Annotated in this window: 35 protein-coding genes; 3 read left to right on the top strand and 32 right to left on the bottom strand. The window is 68.0% G+C overall.

The genetic code is table 11. The features are described from left to right. Positions 1–2: 2 nt before the first annotated feature. From O7626_RS39835 to O7626_RS39800, 8 genes are read right to left on the bottom strand one after another with little or no spacing between them, the layout of a single operon-like run. Positions 3–221, bottom strand: coding sequence for a hypothetical protein (locus O7626_RS39835; protein WP_278066590.1), 219 nt, complete (start codon positions 219–221; stop codon positions 3–5). Further along, complete coding sequence (locus O7626_RS39830) at positions 221–475, bottom strand: hypothetical protein (RefSeq protein ID WP_278066589.1); 255 nt, start codon at positions 473–475, stop codon at positions 221–223. The genes O7626_RS39835 and O7626_RS39830 overlap by 1 nt, the downstream gene beginning before the upstream one ends. Continuing rightward, complete coding sequence (locus tag O7626_RS39825) at positions 475–846, bottom strand: DUF4326 domain-containing protein (RefSeq protein ID WP_278066588.1); 372 nt, start codon at positions 844–846, stop codon at positions 475–477. Before O7626_RS39825 ends, O7626_RS39830 begins: the two co-directional genes overlap by 1 nt. Further along, positions 846–1781: a phage Gp37/Gp68 family protein gene (locus O7626_RS39820; protein WP_278066587.1), complete on the bottom strand. Its 936-nt coding sequence runs from the start codon at positions 1779–1781 to the stop codon at positions 846–848. The genes O7626_RS39825 and O7626_RS39820 overlap by 1 nt, the downstream gene beginning before the upstream one ends. After that, entirely contained in the window at positions 1774–2097 is a 324-nt protein-coding gene (locus O7626_RS39815; protein ID WP_278066586.1) for a hypothetical protein, read from the bottom strand. Before O7626_RS39815 ends, O7626_RS39820 begins: the two co-directional genes overlap by 8 nt. Next, positions 2087–2296 (bottom strand): hypothetical protein, encoded by a 210-nt coding sequence (locus O7626_RS39810; protein WP_278066585.1) that lies wholly within the window; start codon positions 2294–2296, stop codon positions 2087–2089. Before O7626_RS39810 ends, O7626_RS39815 begins: the two co-directional genes overlap by 11 nt. Then, a complete protein-coding gene (locus tag O7626_RS39805) occupies positions 2289–2621 on the bottom strand; it encodes a hypothetical protein (protein WP_278066584.1) in 333 nt (110 codons plus the stop codon). The genes O7626_RS39810 and O7626_RS39805 overlap by 8 nt, the downstream gene beginning before the upstream one ends. Beyond that, positions 2614–2817 (bottom strand): hypothetical protein, encoded by a 204-nt coding sequence (locus O7626_RS39800; RefSeq protein WP_278066583.1) that lies wholly within the window; start codon positions 2815–2817, stop codon positions 2614–2616. Before O7626_RS39800 ends, O7626_RS39805 begins: the two co-directional genes overlap by 8 nt. Before the next feature lie 121 nt (positions 2818–2938). Between O7626_RS39800 and O7626_RS39795 the strand changes: the two genes are divergently transcribed. Beyond that, a complete protein-coding gene (locus O7626_RS39795) occupies positions 2939–3217 on the top strand; it encodes a hypothetical protein (RefSeq protein WP_278066582.1) in 279 nt (92 codons plus the stop codon). Between the two features lie 4 nt (positions 3218–3221). Here the strand turns inward: O7626_RS39795 and O7626_RS39790 are convergent, their stop codons facing one another. The 12 genes from O7626_RS39790 to O7626_RS39735 all read right to left on the bottom strand — a co-directional run bounded on the left by O7626_RS39790 (position 3222) and on the right by O7626_RS39735 (position 9136). Then, positions 3222–3632: a hypothetical protein gene (locus tag O7626_RS39790; protein ID WP_278066581.1), complete on the bottom strand. Its 411-nt coding sequence runs from the start codon at positions 3630–3632 to the stop codon at positions 3222–3224. Then, a complete protein-coding gene (locus tag O7626_RS39785) occupies positions 3629–4066 on the bottom strand; it encodes a RusA family crossover junction endodeoxyribonuclease (RefSeq protein ID WP_278066748.1) in 438 nt (145 codons plus the stop codon). Before O7626_RS39785 ends, O7626_RS39790 begins: the two co-directional genes overlap by 4 nt. Positions 4067–4071: 5 nt before the next feature. Next, positions 4072–4530: a hypothetical protein gene (locus O7626_RS39780; protein ID WP_278066580.1), complete on the bottom strand. Its 459-nt coding sequence runs from the start codon at positions 4528–4530 to the stop codon at positions 4072–4074. Further along, positions 4527–4877 (bottom strand): hypothetical protein, encoded by a 351-nt coding sequence (locus O7626_RS39775; protein ID WP_278066579.1) that lies wholly within the window; start codon positions 4875–4877, stop codon positions 4527–4529. Before O7626_RS39775 ends, O7626_RS39780 begins: the two co-directional genes overlap by 4 nt. After that, the gene (locus O7626_RS39770; protein WP_278066578.1) at positions 4867–5286 is read right to left on the bottom strand and encodes a hypothetical protein; all 420 of its coding nucleotides are present in this window, start codon (positions 5284–5286) and stop codon (positions 4867–4869) included. The genes O7626_RS39775 and O7626_RS39770 overlap by 11 nt, the downstream gene beginning before the upstream one ends. Beyond that, positions 5277–5768: a hypothetical protein gene (locus O7626_RS39765; protein ID WP_278066577.1), complete on the bottom strand. Its 492-nt coding sequence runs from the start codon at positions 5766–5768 to the stop codon at positions 5277–5279. Before O7626_RS39765 ends, O7626_RS39770 begins: the two co-directional genes overlap by 10 nt. Continuing rightward, positions 5765–5980, bottom strand: coding sequence for a hypothetical protein (locus O7626_RS39760; RefSeq protein ID WP_278066576.1), 216 nt, complete (start codon positions 5978–5980; stop codon positions 5765–5767). Before O7626_RS39760 ends, O7626_RS39765 begins: the two co-directional genes overlap by 4 nt. Further along, positions 5977–6822 (bottom strand): recombinase RecT, encoded by an 846-nt coding sequence (locus O7626_RS39755; RefSeq protein WP_278066575.1) that lies wholly within the window; start codon positions 6820–6822, stop codon positions 5977–5979. Before O7626_RS39755 ends, O7626_RS39760 begins: the two co-directional genes overlap by 4 nt. Then, positions 6819–7802 carry a lambda-exonuclease family protein gene (locus tag O7626_RS39750; protein WP_278066574.1) on the bottom strand — a complete coding sequence of 328 codons (984 nt, stop codon included), beginning with the start codon at positions 7800–7802 and terminating at the stop codon, positions 6819–6821. Before O7626_RS39750 ends, O7626_RS39755 begins: the two co-directional genes overlap by 4 nt. Before the next feature lie 20 nt (positions 7803–7822). Next, positions 7823–8038, bottom strand: coding sequence for a hypothetical protein (locus O7626_RS39745; RefSeq protein WP_278066573.1), 216 nt, complete (start codon positions 8036–8038; stop codon positions 7823–7825). Between the two features lie 109 nt (positions 8039–8147). Beyond that, positions 8148–8834, bottom strand: a complete 687-nt coding sequence (locus tag O7626_RS39740; protein ID WP_278066572.1) for a hypothetical protein — start codon at positions 8832–8834, stop codon at positions 8148–8150. After that, positions 8831–9136 carry a hypothetical protein gene (locus tag O7626_RS39735; RefSeq protein ID WP_278066571.1) on the bottom strand — a complete coding sequence of 102 codons (306 nt, stop codon included), beginning with the start codon at positions 9134–9136 and terminating at the stop codon, positions 8831–8833. Before O7626_RS39735 ends, O7626_RS39740 begins: the two co-directional genes overlap by 4 nt. 74 nt (positions 9137–9210) lie before the next feature. On the opposite strand from O7626_RS39735, the gene O7626_RS39730 reads away from it, so the two are divergent. Beyond that, positions 9211–9414: a hypothetical protein gene (locus tag O7626_RS39730; RefSeq protein WP_278066570.1), complete on the top strand. Its 204-nt coding sequence runs from the start codon at positions 9211–9213 to the stop codon at positions 9412–9414. Positions 9415–9529: 115 nt separating this feature from the next. On the opposite strand, the gene O7626_RS39725 is transcribed toward O7626_RS39730, so the two are convergent. From O7626_RS39725 to O7626_RS39715, 3 genes are read right to left on the bottom strand one after another with little or no spacing between them, the layout of a single operon-like run. Beyond that, positions 9530–9919: a hypothetical protein gene (locus tag O7626_RS39725; protein WP_278066569.1), complete on the bottom strand. Its 390-nt coding sequence runs from the start codon at positions 9917–9919 to the stop codon at positions 9530–9532. Positions 9920–9925: 6 nt separating this feature from the next. Then, the gene (locus tag O7626_RS39720; protein WP_278066568.1) at positions 9926–10198 is read right to left on the bottom strand and encodes a hypothetical protein; all 273 of its coding nucleotides are present in this window, start codon (positions 10196–10198) and stop codon (positions 9926–9928) included. Further along, positions 10195–11049, bottom strand: coding sequence for a phage antirepressor N-terminal domain-containing protein (locus O7626_RS39715; RefSeq protein WP_278066567.1), 855 nt, complete (start codon positions 11047–11049; stop codon positions 10195–10197). The genes O7626_RS39720 and O7626_RS39715 overlap by 4 nt, the downstream gene beginning before the upstream one ends. 112 nt (positions 11050–11161) lie before the next feature. Here O7626_RS39715 and O7626_RS39710 point away from each other — a divergent pair, with 112 nt between their 5' ends. Continuing rightward, complete coding sequence (locus O7626_RS39710; RefSeq protein WP_278066566.1) at positions 11162–11395, top strand: type II toxin-antitoxin system prevent-host-death family antitoxin; 234 nt, start codon at positions 11162–11164, stop codon at positions 11393–11395. Between the two features lie 5 nt (positions 11396–11400). On the opposite strand, the gene O7626_RS39705 is transcribed toward O7626_RS39710, so the two are convergent. From O7626_RS39705 to O7626_RS39665, 9 genes are all read right to left on the bottom strand, one after another. After that, positions 11401–11586, bottom strand: a complete 186-nt coding sequence (locus tag O7626_RS39705; RefSeq protein WP_278066565.1) for a hypothetical protein — start codon at positions 11584–11586, stop codon at positions 11401–11403. Positions 11587–11835: 249 nt separating this feature from the next. After that, positions 11836–12084, bottom strand: coding sequence for a hypothetical protein (locus O7626_RS39700; protein ID WP_278066564.1), 249 nt, complete (start codon positions 12082–12084; stop codon positions 11836–11838). After that, positions 12077–12451: a hypothetical protein gene (locus O7626_RS39695; protein ID WP_278066563.1), complete on the bottom strand. Its 375-nt coding sequence runs from the start codon at positions 12449–12451 to the stop codon at positions 12077–12079. The genes O7626_RS39700 and O7626_RS39695 overlap by 8 nt, the downstream gene beginning before the upstream one ends. Before the next feature lie 240 nt (positions 12452–12691). Next, on the bottom strand, positions 12692–12985 hold the full coding sequence (locus O7626_RS39690) for a hypothetical protein (RefSeq protein WP_278066562.1): 294 nt from the start codon (positions 12983–12985) through the stop codon (positions 12692–12694). Beyond that, complete coding sequence (locus tag O7626_RS39685) at positions 12975–13310, bottom strand: hypothetical protein (RefSeq protein ID WP_278066561.1); 336 nt, start codon at positions 13308–13310, stop codon at positions 12975–12977. The genes O7626_RS39690 and O7626_RS39685 overlap by 11 nt, the downstream gene beginning before the upstream one ends. Beyond that, on the bottom strand, positions 13307–13870 hold the full coding sequence (locus O7626_RS39680) for a hypothetical protein (protein ID WP_278066560.1): 564 nt from the start codon (positions 13868–13870) through the stop codon (positions 13307–13309). The genes O7626_RS39685 and O7626_RS39680 overlap by 4 nt, the downstream gene beginning before the upstream one ends. Next, positions 13867–14112, bottom strand: a complete 246-nt coding sequence (locus O7626_RS39675) for a hypothetical protein (protein ID WP_278066559.1) — start codon at positions 14110–14112, stop codon at positions 13867–13869. Before O7626_RS39675 ends, O7626_RS39680 begins: the two co-directional genes overlap by 4 nt. Then, on the bottom strand, positions 14109–14300 hold the full coding sequence (locus tag O7626_RS39670; RefSeq protein WP_278066558.1) for a hypothetical protein: 192 nt from the start codon (positions 14298–14300) through the stop codon (positions 14109–14111). The genes O7626_RS39675 and O7626_RS39670 overlap by 4 nt, the downstream gene beginning before the upstream one ends. A 160-nt stretch (positions 14301–14460) precedes the next feature. Further along, entirely contained in the window at positions 14461–15423 is a 963-nt protein-coding gene (locus O7626_RS39665) for an LPXTG cell wall anchor domain-containing protein (protein WP_278066557.1), read from the bottom strand. Positions 15424–15442 lie beyond the last annotated feature (19 nt).

The following is a 15442-nucleotide window of genomic DNA, read 5'->3' as shown; positions in this document are numbered from 1 at the left end:
TCCTACCAGCAGGCGGCGTCCAGACGGGACGCCCGAACCTCCGGGGTCTGCGGTTCGTCGTCGCGGGTTCCCCACGCCTCGGGGTGCCGGTCCATGGCGAACGCGGCGAGGTTGCCCCGGGCGTTCTTGTCCCGGTCCTCACGCTTCTTCCTTGCCTTCTCGTCGGCGGCGACCTGAAGGCGGTTGGTGGCGTTGCCGCCACGGAGGCTCTGGACCCCCATCACCGACCACCACGCATCCGGCGCATGCGGGACCGCCACTCCCAGAAGGTCCACAACGACCAGCGGGTCAGATCCTCGGCGGCGAAGTACGTCTCGATGCAGGCGGCGGACTTGTGGACCGGGCACAGGCCGTCCATGCGCTCCTTGCGCCAGCCGGCGTAGACGCCGATGAGCACCACCCGGTCATCACGGAGTTCGATAGCGCAAGCCCGGAACGACTCGACGTTGCCGGTGTTGACACTGCGGAGAGCCATCACCGACCACCGCCGTTCGCGATCTCAAGCAAAACGTCTGCGTGGCAGGGGTCGCCGACCGGACACCAGCAGGCAAGGTCTTTACCGGCCAGCTCGGCGCGGATCTCCTCAACCGACGGGTAGGTGACTTCCTCCTGCTCGGGCGACGACATCCGCAGCCCACGCGCCGCCAGTCCACGACCGGTCCGGACGAGCGCCTTGAAGTCGTTGACGACGAACTGCGCCACTTGCCGGTCAGTGAGACTCGGGAACGATTGGACAACGGGGCTGGCCATGAACGGGTTTCCCCACTTCGTCGGCCGACCGACGTAGATCACGCCGTCCGGCATCCGCCAGCCGCGCTTTCGGCTCCTCTGGATCCGCTCAGGCATCACGCCACCGCCACCCGGTCAGCGGGGTACTCCCTGATCCGGAGATCCTCAGGCCACGCCGTCCAGTCGCCGCCTTTACCCGAGCCCGCCCAGCGGAGCCCGAGCTGCTTCACGAAGACGGCGGTATCTGCGTCCCGAGCCATGGCAATGAGTTCGCGGACCCAGCCGAGGTCCATCGGACGCGAGCCCGGACCGGATTCACCGCCGATGATGATTTGGTCGATGCCGGTCAGGTCCAGGCTGGGCAGCGGCCCGAGCAGCGGCTCAGCGGAGATGAACCGAATGGCGGCCGGGGTGGCACGGAGCGCATCAGCCCGGTCGACGTGCTTGTCCAGCTCAATACTGGTGCCCACCCAGACGTTCGGCAGCGGCCAGGTGATCCGGTGGTACAGCCCGGGTTGCAGGCCGGGCACGTACGTCGGGCTGTGCGGGGTCGATGCCCAGTCCATCGCTGACCGGAAGTGCACACCCGGCGCATGCCCGCTACCACACCGGCATTCGTCGTTGAGAATTCGGGCCATCCGCTCCGGACGCTTCGAGAGGATCTGGTACACGTGCTGCGGCGTGGCAGCCATGACCGCCCACACCTGAGCCACGAACTCGCGGGAGATCCGGGCGTGCCCGAGGTCGCTCATCGAGTTCACGAAGACGGTGCGCGGGTCGCGCCACTTCAACGGCTGAGGTAGGACGCCCGGGTGCATGGTGACGCCGAAACCGGGCCCGGAAGTGCGCGGGTCGCCGTCGTTCTGGTACTTCGCCTGCCCCATGCCCTTGAGTCGCTTGGCCATCGCCATCGCGTAGCAGCCGCCGGTGTCGTCCCCAGGGAAACGGGGCAGGCCACAACCGGCTGAGATCTTGTCGCACCCGGTGGTTGGATTCCACGTCACGCCCCTGGTGCCGGGACGCTGCGTCCACTCGATCGAGGTCTCAGCCATTCGGCACCCCCAGCAGATTCCGGGCCACCGCCAGTGCCGGCTTGATGCAGGTGCACGCGCTGACGATCTGGCCGCACACCTCGTGAACGGTGTCGGTGTGTCCACCGCAGCCGCCGTCGTATCCGCAGCCGGCGCATTCCAGGGTGTCGTCGACCTCGGTCTCGTCGTCGTACTGGACGGCGACAGCTTCGAACCAGCCAGCCAAGGCGCGGGCCGCGTCCGGGTCGACGGCCGCCCACGGGTGCGGGTTCGGTGCGGTCCACACCCGGTCGGCGGCTGCTCGTAGGGTCTCCACCGGAGACAGGTCAGCGGTCACGGCGCATCGCCTCCAACGCCTGACGAAGCGCGTCGTTGCGGTCCTCACGTTCGGCGTCGTAGTGGTCGTCGCAGACCTTGCGGAAGCCGAAACCCATCGGGTCGCCGCCGCCGAGCAGACGCCACCACTTCGTTGCCGGCTTCGTGCAGTGCGTGCACTCGCCGGTCGGGGCCTCGGCTGGAGACAGAACGTCAGCCACGAGACACCTCCGACGGCTCGTGCGCGACCGTGAGCCGCAACTTCCGCTTGATGTACTGGAATGCCGGCCCCGTGGGCGGGACGGCATAGTCCTGGACGATGTCGCCGTCGGCGTTGAGGACGTCCAACACGTGCCAGCCGTCGGCGGCTGTGCTGCTGTTCTTGACGAAGCCGAGAGCGCGCAACCTGTGCAGGAACGCGGCGGCCCCTCGATGTCCGTGGACGAACTCAACCTGCGAGTAGGCCCGCCCCACTCCGTTCGGCATGATGCGGAACAGGGTGAAGCCGGTCGCGTCGGGGTGGAGCGGCGCAAGCGGCTCAGCCACGGCCCACCTCCAAAGGGTCGGGCATGCCGTCGCCGGTCTCCCACTGCCTGTTCTGGATCTGGGACTCGACGTCGTACGCAGCCGCGTCGACCGTGCCGGTGGCGTGCGACGAGCCGAAGCCGATTTCCGTGAAGTCGCTGGCACCGCGTTCACGGCGTTCGATGGTGTAGGTGATCCGGTACTCGGTTTCGGGCATGCGGCATCAGCTCCAGAGGTGGAAGTTGGGGGTTCGTGCGACCGTTCGTCTCATCGTGTTATAACCTAAGACTACAGACTTGTAGCATGAGGAGACAAGAGGCGGCGACATAATCAGCCGCATGACAGAGGAGACGGACCCCAAGGTGGAAGCCCTGGCTGAGGTCGCGAAAGCGTCCGAGCAGCACACCCAGGCGATCAGCGAGGAAGAGGCCCGACGCGAGGCCCACCACGCCGCGATCGTCCGCGCGCTGCGCGCCGGGGCAGGCCCGTCCGCGATCGAGAAAGTCAGCCGCTACGACCGGCAGCACATCGACCGCATCCGGCGCGGTGCCGGAATCCCCGCCACCCGACGCGCGACCGTCAAGCGCATCCCGGCCGACGAAGGCTCCGACACCTGACCGGCTAGACACCGGGCACTTCCGGCCGGATGTCCGACGCCTCAGGGACCGGCACCAGATGCCCCACATACGTCCGCACCTGCTGCGCCAACCGCCGCGCATACCGGCCCATGTCGTCATCCGGGCCAAGCTGCGCAGCCGCCGACAGATAGTTCGCCGCTTCCAGCAGCTTCAGCACACGGCGGCCCTGCACCGACGACGCCGCATACTGGCCGCCGTCCCGTTCCAGACGCCGGGAAGCTGCCTGGATCTGATCCCCGAGCTTCTGCGCCCCCTCCGGCGTCTGCCCCACCGTGACGTTCCAGCTGTCGGACGGGACGCTGCGGGGAGAGAACCACTCGGTACGCTGCCGGCGGCTCGGCAGACCCGCCTTCGTCGTCGCCGGGGCGTTGGTCGTCGTCGTTTCGGTACTCACGTCAGATCTCCTGTCAGGTCAGGGGCGGACATAGGGCGGACCAGAATCACGGCACCGGACGACTCACCGGGCAGGCAGTGACGCTTCCGGCAACGCAGCTCCACCACCCGGGAGTCGTCAGCGATCACCCGCCCGTCCACCAGGGCGTCGAGCAGATTCCGGGCGTGCTTGTCGAGATCGCCGGACGAGCGGGTTGCCGGCCAGGTGATGCGCCGTTTCGGTGCGCTCTTGGGTGGGGTGATGCAGACGACGAACGTCACCGCGACCGGATCGGTCAGCGGCGGGCCGGAGTACTGCTGCCGCGCCGCCCACGCGACCCGCTGCCGCCACGTACCGGAGCCGGCGACCTGTTCGGTGAGCCGACCCCGACCGATGTGCTTGAGGCTGCCCTTCGGTTTCGGGTCACCGGCGACGATGATGCGAACGCTCGTCATGGTGGTCACCGCGCCACCTCGATGTCGGTGTACTGCGCCTCAACCGCAGCGATCACATCGGCCGGCGGCGTCCACAGGCCGAGAGCACCCCGGCACGGCACCGGTCGGGGCAGCCGGCGAACGTCGGCGAGCACGAGATGAGTCGCGATCCGGGCGGACCGGGGACCGTAGTGCCAGTCCTCACCCCACGGCTTGCAGCAACCGTCAAGGTTGGCCTGGTGTGCGTCGACCAGGTTCGCGACCGCGATCACACAACCGGTGGGCCAGCCGAGGCGGGGATCCCGACCGAACAGGTTCATGACACGCGGGTCGGTGTCGGCCTTGACGTCGGCGGTCTTCCCGGCGTGCACCAGCAGTGCGCCCCGGTAGGCGGTGGTCGCACCCCGGTTCTCGACCCGCTTCGCGCCCGGCAGGCCAGTGGCAATGCAGGCAGCCCACGGATAGCGGACGGTGATTCCCCTCATCGGGTCACCGCCTCGGGTAGCACCCCAGCGGCAACCAACATCCACACCGCCTGACGTACCGACCTTGGCCGCCCCCACAGCACCGTGTCCCAGCCGACCGGATCGTCCGACACCCGCTGAACGGCGAGAGTCCGCCCGTCCCAGGTGACCCGCTGCGCCTTCGCTGGAGGGCGGGCGAACCGGGGCCAGTCGACGGAGCACCACGACCACAAGCCGTCGCGGCGCTTGTCGGACCAGCGGATGACCCAACCGTCCCGGTGGGCCCGGTACAGAACATGCCGGATCAGGATCCGGTCGGCGGCGGCCACGGTTGTGACCGGCGGCCGGTCGAGAAGATCAGCCGGCATCGGTCACCTCCCGCACCCGTCGTGCAGGATCCGCGCCCCGACGTACCGCCTCAGGCCAATCAATCCACTCCTCGGCGACGACGTCCCACCAGTGCCGGTCATGGCGTCGCTCCGGCCGGTCGCAGTGCCCTTCGGCATCGTCACGCTGGAAGACCCGAGCGTTGCGAACGTGTGGGTCTTCACCGAGGAGCCACGTCCCGTCAGCGGGCTCGTCCGGCACGTTCGGAACGATGACCTCGGCAATCCGGTCAGGCCGGATCCACACCTCGTACTGGTCGGTCTTCGAGAACAGTTCGACAACGGCACCAACTGTCGGGACCCAGCGGACGACCTTGCCCCGGATGAGGACTTCATCGCCGACGTGCGGTGCGCTGACGCCGTCAGGAAGTTCGCCGTACATCAGTCCCACGCCCCGTCCACCACGACCGGAGTCACCGGAAGACCCGGGTAGTGCATCGCCAGCTCGGTGAACGGACCGATCCGGGTGTGATCTCCCGCAGGCAGTGGGGCGACATCCCGGACCTCGCCGAACCGGGCCACCTGCTCCGCCAACACCGACTGCGAGTTCAACGTCCGCAAATGATCCTGAGCGGCTTCCTTCGCCGTCGTCGCCAACTCGTACGCCTCACGTTCCGGCGCCGTCTCCCGCTCGATGTACGCGTCCCGGTCCGCGACCGTGTGACCGCCCCGGGTTGGCTTTGGACGGTCGTCGGCGAAGAACGCACGCCGCCTTGCCGCCTCGAAGGTGTGCTTTGCCGCCACCTCCTCGTCGCGGAGCATCCGAAGACCCTGAGATGCCTCGTGCATGGCGCGCAGCACCCAGCGAAGGGCGTTTTCGGCGTCGACCGGCGTCCACGGCTCGAACTGGGCGTTCTCCCACGGGACGGTCACGGCAATCCGTCCAGCAGGTAGGCGGCGACGCGGCGCCGGTCGTCGGCGCTGAGCTGGACCGACGGGCCGTCGTTGTCGCCGGGCGGGGCGATCCAGGCGGCGATGCTGCCGTCATCCCACCGCTCGACGACCAGCGAAGCGCCGCGCTCGTCCCGGACGGTCAGACCGTCGTCGGCATAGATCGTGGCGTCAACCACGCCGTCGTCGGTCACTGTCCAGCCCCGGGCGCGTCGGACGGCTGGGCCACGTCCGGGGCTGCTGTCTGTTCCACGAACTCGCCTTGGATGACGTTCGGGTCCACGTCCGGCTCACCCGTGTTGTCGAACGTCGCCCCGTCCACGATCAGCGCCCGCCGCATCTCAGCGGACTTCGGTGCCCACTTTTGCAACTGCCGGACCGGCGTCTTCTGCCACATCGCGTCGAAGCTGCCGGTCTTCCATGGCGACTTGTTCGACTTGGCGTACTGGTTCTTGATGTACTCGGCCCGCTGCCGGGTGCAAATCTCCACCTTGGTTCGGCCGCCGGTCAGCAGCTTGGCGTACGAGTAGGCGAGGATCGGTCGGCCACGGTCCTCGGCGAGCCAGTTCGGCTTGTGGAAGAACCGGCCGCCGTCGCCGCGCGAGTCCTCCCAGTCGTCCGCCTCGTAGATCATTTCGGCTTCGACCTGCTCGACCTGGCCAGTGCGGTACATCAACTGCACGAAGCCCTGGTAGCCGATGACCAGCGTGCATTCCGCCTTGTAGGGGATGAGGTACGCCTGCTCGGTGCAGGGCTCCAACCCGAGGCGGGCAGTCTCCAATAGGGCGCCGAGCAGTGACTTACGGGTGCATTCCAGCAACTCCGGCGTCTTCCGGAAGCCGGTCAGCGCGACCCGCATGAACAGGTCCGGCGGCAGCATCTTCGGCAGACAGGCAGCGAACTCGCTCTCCATAGAGGCGAGCAGGTCCCGGGCCGGGTCGGGCTTCTTGGTGAGCGCCTTGCTGGCACCATTGGGCGCGGGAGAGGTAGGTGCCTCGGGGATGGCGTTGCGAAGCTGTTCGGTGCGAGTCGTCATGAGGTGAACTCCTTCGATACGGTCAGGCGACGTACCGGGTCGACAACCCTGGTCGTCAGGTACTTGGCGTAGAGGTCCGGTTGCTCGGCGGCAAAGCGCTCCTCGTCGAACTCGGCAACGGTGCCGCCGGTCGACTTCGAGAAAGAGGCGATCTTCCGGTCGCCGACGTAGCCGTAGTGCGGCGACCCGGCGGCGAGAAACGCGGCACGGATGTGGTTGCCGGCCTCCCGCTTCCGCTCCTGCGCGGCCAGCTCGTCTTGGTGGGCGTTGCCGTAGATCTGCGCCCACCCGACCACGTTCGGGTCCAGGTCGCCCTTGGTCTTCGCCTTCGGGTTGTGCTGGCTGGCCAGGACATCCGTGGTCGATTCCAGCCCGTCCGGGTCCGGTGGCACAGAAGCGAGGACGTTGCCGTGCCAAAACGCCGAGCAGTGGCCACGAAGTTTCGACGCGAGTTCGACGTCGTACTCGATGAGGTATTCGCGGTAGTCCCGCCCGTCGAGGAGCACGGCAAGGTAGCCGGTGGTCAGCCCGTACACGTCGAGATACCAGGTGACCTGGCAGACGTACGGGAGGGGAACTTCGTCGGTGAGTTGGTCGCCCCAGTCGTCGGCGCCGGCCTTGCCGGTCTTCAGCTCAACGATCGCAACCGGATCACCGTCCGGGCATTCGGCGGCGAGACCGTCAATGGTGGCCAACTGCCAGCGACGCTCCGGGTGGGCGACCAGTCCGGGGCCCTTGGTGATGTAGAACTCTGGATGCTCGTCGGCGAACTTCTGCCGCACGGCATCTTCGAGACGACGGCCCCACTCCATCGACTCGTTGTCTTCGTCACCGAGAACGCCAAGCTTCTCGTAATAGACCCGGGTTGGACCGGCGTACTTACTGATGCCGATGACAGCGGCGACATCGGACCCGCCGATGCCGCTACGGCGCGCGGCAAGCCACGCTTCGTGGCTGGCGTCGGGCGCCAGCAGCGGCACCGGTCGGGCGAGTGTCTGCGTCACTGGTCGGCTGCCCTCTCAAACTCGCGGTCGGCGTCGAGGTAGGCGGTTCGGCACACCGGGTCGCCGCAGTGCCCCGCCAGCAGCCCGGCCGGACGCACCCCGCACCACGGGCACACGGCGTGAAACGGAAGCGAAACCACCGCGCCTTGCAGGTCAGTCGGTAGCGGAGACAGGGCAACAGTCGGGAGAGAGCCGAGGTCCAGCACGGTCACGGCCGATCACCCCGGCCATCCCGGGACGCCAGCCAACCGAACAGGAACGGCAGCGCGACCGCCGACAGGATCGCGGCCAGAGCAAGCGCCAACTTCCAGCCATCGCCGATCACGCCGACACCTCGCAGCCCTGCTCGGCCATGAACGCGTCGATCTGCGCATCCGACAGACGGCGGATGATCAGCCGGTGCTGCCGGTACACCCGCCATCCGAACAAGGTCAGCGTGTACTCGCGGGCGTAGCCGTCACCGGACACCGAACCCTCGGCGAGGATGCCCTTGTCCCGCAGGGCGTTGATCGTCTGCCGGTGTTGGTGGTCGCCGTGGAAATGCGCGGTCGACGCCGACGTCTTCCCGCCGCCGTGCGCCGCCCGCTCGATCTCCTCGGCCTGCAACTCGGACAGCCGGACACCCTTCGGAGTCAGCCGCTTCTCTACCTTGACCGGGATCGGCGCGGCGGCGGCTTCCGCCTCGGCAGCGAACCGCTCGATCTCCTCGACGGGCATCGACGGGGCGTTCCACGACGGCCGCTGGTAGCGCCACACCGCGTCGCCGAACTTGTGGCGCTGCTCGTCGGTCCAGCCGGCGATCCGGGCGGTACGGGCCTTGTGGGTGGGGGCGAAGGCGGAGTTGCCGCCGCCGGTTGACTTGCAGGCGCTTCCGAATCCGGCCCTACAGGTGGGGCACTTCACTGCGTCTGCGGCCATGTAGTAGGCGCGGGTCCGCCGGTACTCGGCATCCGGGCGGTTGACGGCGTCCGGGTCAGCCAGCGCGCGCGGCGGAAGAGTCGCGGTCACCACGGCACCTCCGGTCCCGGAACTGCCGAAGAATCCGCGTTGAACGCGCTGACAGCGGCGACAAGCCCGTTGAACTCGTCCACACCGCCGGGGTAGACCACCCGACGTGCGGCCTCGACCACCGGCCGCAGGCGCTCAACCTCGGCGATCAGTGCGGGCACCAGTGCGGCCAGCCGATGCGCGTTCGCCACGTAGTCGTCCCGGGCGAGCGCGCCACGGGTGCCCTTGTCGACGATCTGGGCGAGTCGCGCGTGCAGTTCGGTCAGATCGCGGATCTCGTCGAGGTCCAGTGGGCCCGTCATCGCGCCACCTCCGGCGTCGGAATCGGTGCCCGAAGTGCCTTCACAAACGCAGCAACCTCGACCTCAGTCATGTCATGGCACGGGCAGTCACACCGACCTCCCTCGGCGCCGTACGCCTGCGCCTCGTCGCACCGGTACTCGATGCACAGATGCTGGATGGTCACGACGTCACCGACTTCCGGCCGATCGTCGCGGCGACCACCGCCGGGGTGAGCACCAACGGCAAACCCTCAGCCGCACACTCCCGGCAACTGTCGGTGCACCGCTCGACGAAGTGAGTCAGCCGGTAGCAGCGGTGACACAGCAGCTTGTCGTGCGACGAGCAGCAGGTGCCGGCGGCAGGGGTGTCGCCGCAGCGCCAGCAGTCGACGGTGGCAGAGTTCGGCAGGGCGGTCACGGCAGTCGCTCCCCGCCGGTGACGTTCCGCATCGTCCGGATGTCCTCTTCCCGAGCCGACAACATCAACCACCACTGGCCGTCGATCTCGGCATGGATCTGGACACGCGGTGCGCCACCATCCGCAGGCACGTGCCCCGAAAAGGCAGCAGCCGCGAGCATCCCGGCGTGCGGGAAGGACACCTGATGGGCGGGCACCGTCTCGACGTGACCAGACATCCAGGTGATCTCGTACGTCTGCACCGGTCCGTGGTTGAACCACGTCTGACCGTCCGTCGACCGGTGGTCGTCATCGTGGTTCGGCGGCAGGGTGCAGACGGTGGTCCGGGTTCCGTTGCGGGGTGCCGCGCAGACGATGTCCTGCGCGGTCAGGTCGGTATCGGACATGGTTGATCAGCTCCGTTCGGTGGGGAGGTCGAGTTCGCCTCGCTCGGCCAACACGCGAACGAGGATTTCGGCGGGATTGCGGGTCCCGTACTTGGCCATCTGCTCCTTGGCGCCCCGCCGCCACGACTTCGGCACGACGAACCGGCCCGGCGTAACCGCTTCCTGGATCGCTGCCTCGGCGCGGATCTCCTCGGCGGTCAGACCGGCCAGGATGCCAACGGCCTCAGCCGACAAGCACTCCTCACCGTTGATGACCTTCACGTAGCGTTCGAGGTTCACGCCGCACCGCCAAGCTCAAGCTGAGCCGGGCCAGCGAGGTGGGAGTAATAGCGGGCGAACACCTCATCGAACAGGTGGCGATGCCGCTCGTAGTACGCCTTGACCATCCGCTCACGGCCGTTGATCTGCGCCGGAACCTCGCCGGGCTCCTCGCCGTAGGCCAGCACGTAGGCAGCCTTGAGGCGCTTGCCGAACGTGGACCTGATCGAGGCGAGGTCGGCCTTGGCCACCCCGCGCTCGGTCAGGTACGGATCGGCCATGAGCAGTCGGTCGCCGGGTGCGATGTCCGGCTTGGTGCCGGTGACAACGGCGTACAGGTGCTTGTACTGGCCGTTGCGCCACTCCTCATCGACGCCGTTCATGGCGGACAAGAGGGAGACGCGGCCGTGAGCGATCGACAGCATGCGCCGTTCACGCATCTCGGCGCGAATTTCTTCCTGCATCGCGGCGAGCTGGTCGTCAGTAGCGCCCGGATTGATGGCGCCGCCCTTGGTCCAAAAATCACGGAGCGCTTTCGCGCTTTCCTTCTGGTACTCGATCACCAGGGGCTTGATGGCGAGGGCAACACGGTTCTCGTCGATGTTGGCCAGCAGCATCGCCCAGGCATCGAGGTTGATCGTGGCCATGTCGCGGACCTTGCCGTCCTCGGCAACCGTGGCAGTCTCTGCCACGGTTGCCCATGACTTGCCCTTGAGCTTCTTGAGTTGGGCCGAATAGTCCAACCCCATGGCTTCGAGCGTCGGGCGGAGCACCACGTGCGGCTCGCCGTCAACGAGTGTGGTGTGGATCTCGGTCCCATGGAACGGGATGCGGACGATCGCCGCTGCGGGGGTGCCGTCGGGGAGTGTCACATCAGTCCTTCGCTAGATCACAAGGTGACGTACAAGACGCCGTGCCTTAGACTTCGATCCTATGTACGTCGAGACTAATTGTACAAGTAGTCGGCAAGCTAAAGTTCTCGTCATGAACATCCAGGACGACGTGCCCGTCTCCGAGGCCCGCGCGAACATCACCGAAGTGATCAACCGCGTTCGGCTTCTGCGCTGGACCGTCTTCCTCACCAACCGCGACAAGCCGGCGGCGGCGGTCGTGCCGATCGAGCTGGGCAGGCTCATCCGCCGAGCAGGTGGCGCCGACAGGGCGGCGGAGATTCTGGCCGAGCACCTTGGCGTTGAGGTCGAAGACGAGCCTGCCTGACCGCCTCATCGGGGATCACCTGACGCCCGCCACCGGTCCCACACCTCAACCAGGCCGAACACCACAGACGCCAACCCGGCCCCAGCGCCCGTCAGCCCCAACCACTCCAACGGCGACACCAACCCGGCCAGGACGGCACCGGCGGCGAGGAACACCACCCCGACCAGCAGATAGGCGCGCGTCTCGGTCACCGAAAACCACCCGCATGGCGCCGCAACTCCTCGGCCCGGCCTGCCCGGTAGCCGTCACGCCAACCCCGGCACTCAGCCCGAGACTCGATACACCACAGGGCACCGAGTAGCGGCACAGCCAGCACCACCGGCGGCATGTTGAGGAAGTACAGGGCCAAGTCGACGGTGAGGCACGTGTACAAGCCCCACCGCCACCGCTGCGCCAACAGGTCTGCGCGCTCGGGTGTCATCGGCCCGGGTAGGCGAGGCTCAACCACGGTCCTCACCCCGCCAACGCCGATTCCGTTCCGCGATCCGCTCCGCCGACCTGCGCCGCAGCTCCGCCCGCTCCGGATCGGCCGCCAACCGCTCGTCATCCAACCGGCAGGCGGCGGCGATCAGCTCCCGCAGAGCCGCCCGGCCTTCCTCGCCGATGTCGGCAGACACCCGGGCGCGGGCGATAACCTTCCCGGCCTCGTCGGTGATCAGCTCGCAGTGCATGCCGTCGGGATCAGCCACGACGCACCTCCGTCAGCGGCCCCCACGCATCAAGCAGGTACGGCGTGAGATGCACTCCGCCGCACGACGGCTCGTGCTCACCCGGATCGAAGCCGCGCATCCTCCATGCGTCCCGCATCGTGCTCTCGGGATCCGTCGACTGGCGATCCCACACGCAGCCGTCAAGGTCGTACACCTTGGCCACGTCGTACGGAATTGCCTCACCGGGTGCCCACGTCCGGGCGTTGCCGGTCGCGCGCTCGCGGCGAACGATCGCGACGGCAGTACGGGCGTAGCGTTGCGCATCGTCCGGGTACTGAGTGCCGGCCTGGCGAAACAGATCGGCGAGCAGAGCCCACAGTCGGGCGTCGTTGCGGGTGCTAGCCACGGCCACCACCCGGAATTCGGGCCATGACCGCCGTCGCGTCCCGGTCCCGCACCGGAACACCCCGATACACCCCGGCCCGCACCGGCGGCAGCGGTTCCGGCCCCTGCCGGTACGCAACCCACCGGGCGGCAACCCGAGCCCGCTGCACACGCCGTCCCCGAGCCCGGCGAGAAACCAGCACCAGCAGGCCAGCACCGACAACCATGAGCCCAACCCCCACCAACATCCACCACTCGCCGATCACGACTGGCCACCGTTCGGAAGCCGGATCACCTGTGTCGGCGACTCATCCGGGACAGGTAGATGCGCGGCATGGATCGCACCCGTACGCGGCGGGCGGCCACGACGCCGGGTCCGCGACTCGACCGGGATCTCCACCGTCACCACCGAGTCGGGGTCATCGGTCGTCGACTCCAACCGGTCAGCACCCGCCAACCACCAGCCGATCCCCAACGCGGCGAACACCATCGCCAGCCAGATGCCGTACGCGGCCAACAGTTGAACCGGTGTGACGATCACAAACTCAGAAGGCATCAGCAGGCACCTCCGCCCGCTCACCCAACTGCCGCTTCAACCGGCTGACCTGCTGCCACGCCTTGTTGCCGAACTGGCGCTCCTGCCGCACCTTCTCTTCGGCGTCGGCGCACCGCTGCTTCCAGTCCTCACACCCGCGTTCGAGGGCGACGATCGTCTCGTTCTGTTCGGCGATTCGCTCCCGGTGCTTCTCGGCCAACGCCAGCAGGTCGCGTTCGTAGTCGGCGCGGACGGCGACCACCTCTCGGCGAAGGTGCAGCACCTCGGCCCGCAGGTCCCGTTGTTGCACGAACCACAGCCGCAGGGACCGAATCCACGCGATCACTTCAAGACCTCCGCCCGGATCGGTTCGAGCTGCTGGGTGGCGTCCATCGACGTCGGCTGCCGCACCAGGTTGCGCAGGCTTGGGTCGGCGAGCACCCGGCCGACTGTCAGCGCCGCATCCAACGGGTCGGAGGCGGCCTGTACGGGCGTTGGGTTCCGGACCGGGTTCGACGGCCAGCGGACGGTGTTCGTGTCGGAGGTTGGCCAGGCGGTGACGGTCGGCTGCTCCACCACGGCCAGCGGCGGCGGCGGACCGTACCCGGCCGGCTCCTTCGCCTGTCCGTGCGCTACCAGCGTCAGCAGCCAAGCCGGTAGCTGCCACGGCGCGCGGTGCGACACCGGGGCATCCGACCTGCGCGCCACCACTCCGGACAGCAGTTGCGTCCCCCACCGCCACCGCAGCGCATCCTGAGCCGGGTCCAGCTCGGCATGCGACTGCCGGTACCGGTAAATCTCGCGGGGAATGACGTAGCCGCAGAGCACCACCAGACCGAAGATTGCTACCACCGAGAGAACGAACCCGACTCCGATCGCCCGGTCTTCGCCAGTCACGAGACTCACCGGGACTCACCCCCGGGCACCGTCGGCGTCTGCCGGACTCGCAGGGGAGCGACGATCGCCTCGAAGCGGGCATACAAATCCGTCTGCTCTTTCTCGCTGATGAACGGGTACGCGTCGACCTGCACCGGACGACGCGCCCTGATCCGAAACCGCCGGCCTAGCCCGTCGGCGACCATCAGGCCGACGAACACCACCGCCGAGAACGCGTAGATGCCGAGGACGACTGCGGCTGCCGGGTTCACAGCGCCACCTCCGGCGACCGGTAGCGAGGGCCACCCGACCGGTTCCGGGCCTTAATGTCCTTGTGAAGGCCGACGTAGCCGCGCTGGTCGTTGAGCTGCGCCAGGGCACGCGGCAGGCCGAGCGTCGGCTGGTCATCGGCGGCCGGGACGGCAGCCCTGCCGATGGCGGGACTCTGACTGTTCGCCACAAACAGATCCCATAGACGGGACTTAATCCCCACTTTGATCTCCCCTCGGTCTTTGGTGGTGGTCTCGAACTGGCGGGGCTGGTGGACTACGACGCCCGTACGGCTGAACCGGCCACCCCGAGCCCGGCGGGAGTTGTCGCCCCCGCCGGGCCAAACAGGGTCAGGCCGTGAACGTCGGCTCGTTTCGACGGCGGGCCAGCAGGTACGCGGCCGTGCCGATCAGAAGTACCGCCAGCCCTGCGAGTGCGTACACCCACACCGGCGCCCCCGTGAGCGGCAAACCACCACCGCCACCGGCGGCCGGCGACGGCGAGAACGTCGGCTCAGGCTCCGCCGACCCGGACGGCGTACCGGTCGGCTCCGACGTCGGCTCACCGGTAGCAGTCGGGGAAGCAGTCGCGGTCGGAGTCGGCTCCGCAGTCCTGGTCGGCGTCGCCGACGGGGTGGCGGACCCGGTCGCAGACGGCGACGGGTCGGGCTTCTTCCACCCGAACCGCTTGCACCCGTGCCCCTTCACCGACACCCGCAGGTCATCCACCCGCGCATCCGCACCCTCGTTCCAGGTGCCCATCCCGACGTTGACGAACGTCAGCACCGCATCCGAATGCGTGTCCTGCCAGTGCGACCACGGGCGAGGCGTCTGCGGGTTCCCCGGTTCCTCCGCCCACCACCACTTCCCGGCGCCGGCCGCGACCGTGTCCCACGACTGCCACTCGCCCTCGACGAGGGTGGCGTTGTAGTACGGCTCGTACACCAACGTCACATCGGTCTTCGCGTCCCCGTTGGTGTCCAGACCGACCCGGGCGGCGACAGTCGCGAAACCACGGTCCCCGTCGGAGTGGGTGAACGTCCGGTACGACAGGCCGGTCAGGTTCGCGAACGCGTTCGAGTACGGCTGCTCGAACCGGACACGAGACGCCCGGACCGGGGTTCGCATCCGCAGCCCGTTTTCGGTCACCGTCGCGGTCGCGTCACCGGAGGTGGTGACACCGCTCGTGCCGGTCAGGGTGGTGGTCGGGCAACCGCCGTTACCGGTCGCCATGGCGGGCACCGCAGCGACGAGCGCCGCCCCGCCGATCAGGGCCAGCGCCGCGACGGCACCGGCCAGCTTTCGCGTGAACATCGATCTCCTTGTTGGGTAA

Origin of the sequence: Micromonospora sp. WMMD1102, from assembly GCF_029626265.1 — a bacterium.
Lineage (GTDB): Bacteria > Actinomycetota > Actinomycetes > Mycobacteriales > Micromonosporaceae > Plantactinospora.
The sequence above is the reverse complement of the archived record's forward strand: the minus strand, read 5'-3'. Positions and strand labels throughout refer to the sequence as shown.

Bases quoted from the DNA above. Each gene is read 5' to 3' on its own strand.
- O7626_RS39835 (WP_278066590.1), bottom strand. From the start codon at position 221: ATGGGGGTCCAGAGCCTCCGTGGCGGCAACGCCACCAACCGCCTTCAG.
- O7626_RS39830 (WP_278066589.1), bottom strand. From the start codon at position 475: ATGGCTCTCCGCAGTGTCAACACCGGCAACGTCGAGTCGTTCCGGGCT.
- O7626_RS39825 (WP_278066588.1), bottom strand. From the start codon at position 846: ATGCCTGAGCGGATCCAGAGGAGCCGAAAGCGCGGCTGGCGGATGCCG.
- O7626_RS39820 (WP_278066587.1), bottom strand. From the start codon at position 1,781: ATGGCTGAGACCTCGATCGAGTGGACGCAGCGTCCCGGCACCAGGGGC.
- O7626_RS39800 (WP_278066583.1), bottom strand. From the start codon at position 2,817: ATGCCCGAAACCGAGTACCGGATCACCTACACCATCGAACGCCGTGAA.
- O7626_RS39795 (WP_278066582.1), top strand. From the start codon at position 2,939: ATGACAGAGGAGACGGACCCCAAGGTGGAAGCCCTGGCTGAGGTCGCG.
- O7626_RS39785 (WP_278066748.1), bottom strand. From the start codon at position 4,066: ATGACGAGCGTTCGCATCATCGTCGCCGGTGACCCGAAACCGAAGGGC.
- O7626_RS39780 (WP_278066580.1), bottom strand. From the start codon at position 4,530: ATGAGGGGAATCACCGTCCGCTATCCGTGGGCTGCCTGCATTGCCACT.
- O7626_RS39775 (WP_278066579.1), bottom strand. From the start codon at position 4,877: ATGCCGGCTGATCTTCTCGACCGGCCGCCGGTCACAACCGTGGCCGCC.
- O7626_RS39755 (WP_278066575.1), bottom strand. From the start codon at position 6,822: ATGACGACTCGCACCGAACAGCTTCGCAACGCCATCCCCGAGGCACCT.
- O7626_RS39735 (WP_278066571.1), bottom strand. From the start codon at position 9,136: ATGACGGGCCCACTGGACCTCGACGAGATCCGCGATCTGACCGAACTG.
- O7626_RS39730 (WP_278066570.1), top strand. From the start codon at position 9,211: ATGGCACGGGCAGTCACACCGACCTCCCTCGGCGCCGTACGCCTGCGC.
- O7626_RS39725 (WP_278066569.1), bottom strand. From the start codon at position 9,919: ATGTCCGATACCGACCTGACCGCGCAGGACATCGTCTGCGCGGCACCC.
- O7626_RS39710 (WP_278066566.1), top strand. From the start codon at position 11,162: ATGAACATCCAGGACGACGTGCCCGTCTCCGAGGCCCGCGCGAACATC.
- O7626_RS39690 (WP_278066562.1), bottom strand. From the start codon at position 12,985: ATGCCTTCTGAGTTTGTGATCGTCACACCGGTTCAACTGTTGGCCGCG.
- O7626_RS39665 (WP_278066557.1), bottom strand. From the start codon at position 15,423: ATGTTCACGCGAAAGCTGGCCGGTGCCGTCGCGGCGCTGGCCCTGATC.